Raw genomic sequence first — 6,259 nt, 5'->3', positions numbered from 1 at the left:
CGCACGGGAGGCGCGGGTCCCCCTGGCCGAGGTCAAGGCGATGGCCCGGGCCGCGGCGCCGCCCCGGCCGGTGCTGCCCGTCCTGCTCGAACCGGGAGTCGGCGTCATCGCCGAGGTCAAGCGGGCCAGCCCGTCCAAGGGCGCGCTGGCCACCATCGCCGACCCGGCCGCGCTGGCCCGCACCTACGCCGAGGCCGGGGCCCGGGTCATCTCGGTGCGGACCGAGGAGCGTCGCTTCCACGGCAGCCTGGCCGACCTGGACGCGGTCCGGGCCGAGGTCGACATCCCGGTGCTGCGCAAGGACTTCATCGTCAGCCCGTACCAGGTGCACGAGGCCCGGGCGCACGGCGCCGACCTCGTCCTGCTCATCGTCGCCGCGCTCGACCAGAACGTGCTGCACGGCCTGCTCGAGCGGGTCGAGTCGCTCGGCATGACCGCCCTGGTGGAGATCCACACCGAGGCCGAGGCCGACCGGGCGCTGGCCGCCGGCGCCAAGGTGATCGGCGTCAACGCCCGCGACCTGACCACCCTGCAGATCGACCGGGACGTGTTCGCCCGGATCGCGCCGGGGCTACCCTCGGACGTCGTGACCGTCGCCGAGTCGGGGGTGCGGGGTCCGTCGGATCTGCTGGCCTATGCCGGTGCCGGCGCGGACGCCGTCCTGGTGGGCGAGGGTCTGGTCACCAGTGGGGATCCGCGGGCGGCCCTGGCCGACCTGGTCACCGCCGGGTCGCATCCGTCCTGTCCCCGCCCGTCCCGCTGAGCGGGGTCCGGCCACCGCGCCGGGCCGAGCAATGCCGTCTGGAGTAAGAACAGTGAGTGTGCCCGCGCGAGCGGCCGATGATGTGTCGAGTCCGCTGTCCCGTCCGCTGCCACGCCCGTCCGACGGCCTGGCCGGCACCGACCACGACCCCGATGACCGCGGCTACTTCGGCACCATGGGCGGCCGGTGGCTGCCCGAGGCGCTGGTCGGAGCCCTCGACGAGGTCGCCGACCACTACCGTAAGGCCCGCCGCGATCCGGAGTTCCTGGCCACCCTCGACGACCTCGCGGCCAACTACGCCGGCCGGCCCAGCCCGCTGTCCGACGCCCCGCGGCTGACCGCCGAGGTCGGCGGCGCGCGCATCCTGCTCAAGCGCGAGGACCTGAACCACACGGGCAGCCACAAGATCAACAACGTGCTCGGCCAGGCGCTGCTGGCCCGCCAGATGGGCAAGACCCGGCTGATCGCGGAGACCGGCGCCGGGCAGCACGGCGTGGCCACGGCCACCGCGGCGGCGCTGCTGGGCATGGACTGCTGCATCTACATGGGCCGCGTCGACACCGAGCGACAGGCGCTGAACGTCGCCCGGATGCGGCTGCTGGGCGCGGAGGTGGTCGCCGTCGAGTCCGGCTCGGCCACCCTCAAGGATGCGATCAACGAGGCGTTCCGCGACTGGGTCGCCACCGTGGGGCACACGTTCTACCTGTTCGGCACGGTCGCCGGCCCGCACCCGTTCCCGGTCATCGTGCGCGACTTCCAGCGGATCATCGGCCTCGAGGCCCGGGCGCAGGTGCTGGACCGCACCGGCCGGCTGCCGGACGCGGTGGCCGCGTGCGTCGGCGGCGGGTCGAACGCGATGGGCATCTTCCACGCGTTCATCGACGACCCGGGGGTCCGGCTGGTCGGCCTGGAGGCCGGTGGCGACGGCATCGAGACCGGCCGGCACGCCTCCACCATCAGCGGCGGGACGGTCGGCGTGCTGCACGGCGCCCGGTCCTACCTGCTGCAGGACGCCGACGGGCAGATCATCGAGTCGCACTCGATCAGTGCCGGCCTGGACTACCCGGGGGTCGGACCGGAGCACTCGCACCTGGCCGAGATCGGCCGGGCCGAGTACCGGTCCATCACCGACACCCGGGCGATGGACGCGCTCGCGCTGCTCACCCGCACCGAGGGCATCATCCCGGCCATCGAGTCGGCGCACGCCGTCGCCGGCGCCGTCGACCTGGCCCGGGAGATCGGGCCCGACGGCATCGTGCTGGTCAACGTCTCCGGACGCGGCGACAAGGACATGGAGACCGCGATGAACTGGTTCAAGCTGGGCGAGCCGACCGGAGCCGTGCAGTGACCATCCTGTCCGAGATGTTCGCCGGCCTGCGCGCGCAGGACCGCGCCGCCCTGGTCGGCTACCTGCCGGCCGGGTTCCCCGACCTGGCCGGGTCCAAGGATCTGTTCGCGGCGATCATCGAGGGCGGTTGCGACCTGGTCGAGGTCGGGCTGCCGTTCTCCGACCCGGTGCTGGACGGCCCGTCCGTCCAGCACGCCGCCGGGCAGGCGCTGGCCAACGGCTTCCGGGTGCGGGACGTCTTCGAGATCGTCGAGTCGGTGACCGGCCGCGGCGGCCGGGCCGTCGTGATGACGTACTTCAACCCGGTCCTGGCCTACGGCGTCGAGGCCTTCGCCCGGGACCTGGCCGCGGCCGGGGGCGCGGGCGTCATCACCCCCGACCTGATCGTCGACGAGGCCGGCCCCTGGCTGGACGCGGCGCACGCGCACGACCTGGACCCGATCTTCCTGGTCGCCCCGTCGTCGCCGGTCGAGCGGATCGCGCTGACCACCGCGGCGGGGGGCGGGTTCGTCTACGCCGCCTCGGTGATGGGCGTGACCGGCGCCCGGGACCAGGTCTCCACCGCGGCGCCGGATCTGGTTGCCCGCTGCCGGACGGTCACCGACCTGCCGATCGGCGTGGGGCTCGGGGTGCGGACGGGGGAGCAGGCCCGGCAGATCGCCGAGTACGCCGACGCCGTCATCGTGGGCTCGGCGTTCCTGGACGCCTACGCCAAGGGCGGCCGGGACGCCCTGGTCACCCTGGCCGGCGAGTTCGCCGCCGGCATCCGAGCGGCCGACCGCACCGGCGCCGCCCTCGCGCGGATCAACTAGCCCGGCGCGGATCAACTTCGACGGAATGTGACTGCTGTGACGCGAGTCGACGACTTTATCCGCGCTGACTTCTTGGCTGATGTCCCCGCTGGTGGACGACCAGCGGGACGATCGGCCGGCCGGTCGTGACCGGCCCGTTCCTGGCCAGCATCCCCTCGCCGCCGCAGGGGGTCTGGTACGTCGGTCCGATCGCGCTCCGGGCGTACGCGATCTGCATCATCGTCGGCATCGTGATCGCGGTCTGGTGGGGCAACAAACGGTTCGTCGCCCGCGGCGGCCGCCCCGGCCGGGTCACCGACGTCGCCGTGTTCGCCGTCCCGTTCGGCATCATCGGCGGGCGGCTCTACCACGTCATCACCGACCACCAGCTGTATTTCGGCGAAGGCAAGAATCCCTGGGCGGCGTTCGCGATCTGGAACGGCGGCCTGGGCATCTGGGGCGCCATCGCGCTCGGCGGGGTCGGCGCCTGGCTGGGCTGCCGCTACTACAAGATCCCGCTGACCTCGTTCGCCGACTCGGTGGCCCCGGGGATCGTCACCGCGCAGGCCATCGGCCGGCTCGGCAACTACTTCAACCAGGAGCTGTTCGGCGCGCCCACCAGCGTGCCGTGGGCGTTGGAGGTCTACGTCCGGACGCCGGGCGGCGTGCCCGGCATCGTCCCGGTCAACGGCAACTGCGAGTTCCCGACGGAGTACGTCAAGGCGACCCCGGAGCTGATCTGCGGCACCTACCAGCCGACGTTCCTGTACGAGATGCTGTGGTGCCTGGGCGTCGCCGCGCTCGTCGTGTGGGCCGACAAGCGCTGGCAGCTCGGCGGCGGGCGGGCGTTCGCCCTCTACGTGGCCGGGTACACGCTGGGCCGGGGCTGGATCGAGATGCTCCGGATCGATCCGGCCAACCACATCCTGGGCCTGCGGATCAACGTGTTCACCTCGGTGCTGGTGTTCCTGGGCGCCGTGCTGTTCCTCTACCTGCGGCGGCACGTCGGCCGGGAGGATCCGGCGCTGGTCTGGGGGCCGGACCGGGACGGTGACCGCTCCGGGTCCACCGCCCCGGGCGAGGGATCCGCGGCGCCCGATCCGGACGCGCCGGACCGCGCCGATCCCACCGACGCGGCGCACGCCCCACCGGGCACCGCGGACGATCAGGCCGACCGCCGCTCGTCGTAGTTGGGCGAGCTTGCGCGGCTACCAGCGAGCACCGCTCGTTCGAGAGCCGGCCGGGTCGCACGAGCCCCGATCGTGCTCTGCGGGCCCTGATTCCACCCGTTCGTCCGGTATCACGCCCCGGGTCCGGTCATCTGTCTGGTGACGCGGTCCGCACGGGACCGAGGGACAGGGGTGGGAACGATGGGACGAGCCAGGCCGCCGGCACGGGTCGGCGAGGATCGACGGCACGAGGCGGAGCTCGCTCGGGCGGTCGACGCCGCGCTGATCCGATGCGGTCCGATGGCGGCGATCCCGGTCGGGACGGCCCCCGACGATGGCACCGACGGTGCCGCCGACACCGCGATCGCGGCGGTGGTCGCCGCCCTCGACCCCGCTCTGTACCCGGATGCGGCGGCAGTGGACGGGGTCGCCGCCGCGGTCGGAGACGGCGCGGCGAACGGGACCGGCGGCCACCCGGCCCTCAGCCCGTTCCGGCCGCTGCCGCCGATCCCGCCGTTCGTGCTGAACCTGGTGATGCTCGACGGGCTCGAGGTCACCCAGGAGGTCCAGGACCTGGGCCATTCGGTGCCGCTGGTGGCCGGCAAGGCCACGATCGTCCGCGCCTACCTCAAGTTCCGCACGGCGGTGGAGGTCCGGGGCGAGTTGCGGGTGGCCCGGTCGGCGAACGGCCCGTGGACGACCGTCCCGTCGATCGGTGCGGCGCAGCTGGACCCGGCGCGGTCCGGGGCGACGCCCTCCCAGCTGCGGTCGCGGCGCGCCGACCTGCGGTTCAGCCTGAATTTCCGGCTCCCCGACACCTTCACCGGACCCGGCCCGCTGTTCCTCCGGATGGGCACGGTGATGCGGACGACCGGTACCCGGCTGCCCTCGATCGCCGGCGTCCAGACACGGTCCATCACCTTCCGGCCGCCGGCCACCCTGCGGGTCCGGCTGGTGCGGATGATCTACCGGATGGGCGGGCAGACCTTCGAACCGACCGCCACGGACGCCGCGCTGTTCGCCTCCTGGCTGCGCCGGGCCTACCCGACCGGGCAGCTGATCATCGGCACCGGGACGGCCACGGCGAACCCGGCGGCCCCGTTCGACGCGTCGGCCATCAACGCGCAGCTGATCGCGTTGCGGGCAGTCGACGTGGCCACCGGCACCGACGCCCGCACGCACTACTACGGCATGGTCGCCGACGGCGGCTTCTTCATGCGCGGACTGGCCTCCGGCATCCCCCAGGCGCCGGCCCCGGGCACCGTCGCGTCCGGCCCGACCGGGCCGAGCACCTTCGGCTGGGACGGCGACGGGTCGTACGGCGACTGGTATGGCGGGCACGAGCTCGGCCACACCTTCGGGCGGTTCCACGCGGAGTTCTGCGGGGCGGCCGGCGGTGCGCCCTACCCGTTCCCGAACGGCCAGCTGTCCGGGCCGGACGAGACCTTCGTCGGCCTCGACGTGGGCGACCCCGGGCTCGGGTTGCCCATGCGCCTGCTGGGCGGGGTCGCCGCCCATGACGTGATGACCTACTGCAGCAATCAGTGGCTCAGCTCGTTCACCTACGACGGGATCTACCAGCGGCTGCTGGCCGAGAACGCACTGCCGGCGGGACCGGGGACGGGAGGCATGGCGATGGTGCAGGACGATCGCCCCGGGGTCGCGGCCGCACCGGACGCCATGCGGGTCATCGGCTCGGTCAACCTGACCGCGGGCACCGGCGCGATCGGCGCCGTCCTGCCCGCCGGACTCGGCGACAGTGCCCCCGACAGTGCCCCCGACAGTGCCCCGGACAGTGCTCCCGACGGTGCCCCGAACGGCGCCGACGACGGCTCGTCGGCCGGTCCCGGGGCCGGCCGGCTGGCGATCCGGCTGCTCGACGGCGCCGGCGAGGTGCTGGCCGAGTGGCCCGCCGCATTCCGGCCGAGCAGTTGCCAGGATCCCGGCGAGGACGTCACCGGCGTGGTCGACGCGGCGGTGCCGGTGGGGCCCGGCGTCGCCGCCGTCGAGGTGCTCCTGGACGGCGCCGTGCTCGACCGCCGGCCGGTCGGCGGTGCCGTCAGCACCGCCGGCGGGCTGGCGCCCGGAGTCGCGGCGGCCGGGCTCACGCCGGACGGCGGCCGGCGGCTGGCGTGGCAGGTCGCCGACGCGCCCGCCGGCCAGCGGTACGCGGTCCAGCTCAGCAGCG

General features: G+C 73.9%; 5 protein-coding genes. All 5 read left to right on the top strand.

All coding sequences use genetic code 11. The features are described from left to right. The coding region (trpC, locus tag ACOJUF_RS02575; protein ID WP_420120302.1) for an indole-3-glycerol phosphate synthase TrpC at positions 1-763 on the top strand (763 nt) is incomplete at its 5' end. A gap of 31 nt (positions 764-794) precedes the next feature. Continuing rightward, positions 795-2,111 (top strand): tryptophan synthase subunit beta, encoded by a 1,317-nt coding sequence (gene trpB, locus ACOJUF_RS02570; RefSeq protein WP_420120301.1) that lies wholly within the window; start codon positions 795-797, stop codon positions 2,109-2,111. Continuing rightward, positions 2,108-2,923: a tryptophan synthase subunit alpha gene (gene trpA / locus ACOJUF_RS02565; RefSeq protein ID WP_420120300.1), complete on the top strand. Its 816-nt coding sequence runs from the start codon at positions 2,108-2,110 to the stop codon at positions 2,921-2,923. The genes trpB and trpA overlap by 4 nt, the downstream gene beginning before the upstream one ends. A 125-nt stretch (positions 2,924-3,048) precedes the next feature. After that, complete coding sequence (gene lgt, locus ACOJUF_RS02560; protein WP_420120299.1) at positions 3,049-4,092, top strand: prolipoprotein diacylglyceryl transferase; 1,044 nt, start codon at positions 3,049-3,051, stop codon at positions 4,090-4,092. 279 nt (positions 4,093-4,371) lie between these two features. Continuing rightward, on the top strand, positions 4,372-6,259 hold a 1,888-nt coding region (locus tag ACOJUF_RS02555; protein WP_420120298.1), incomplete at its 3' end, for a hypothetical protein.

Origin of the sequence: Nakamurella sp. (assembly GCF_048594475.1) — a bacterium.
In the GTDB taxonomy this organism is placed as follows: Bacteria; Actinomycetota; Actinomycetes; order Mycobacteriales; family Nakamurellaceae; genus Nakamurella.
Note: the sequence above shows the minus strand (reverse complement) of the source record. Positions and strands in the feature narration are given on the sequence as shown.

What these genes read in the sequence shown, in the direction of transcription:
- trpB (WP_420120301.1), top strand. Translation starts at nt 795, where the DNA reads ATGCCGTCTGGAGTAAGAACAGTGAGTGTGCCCGCGCGAGCGGCCGAT.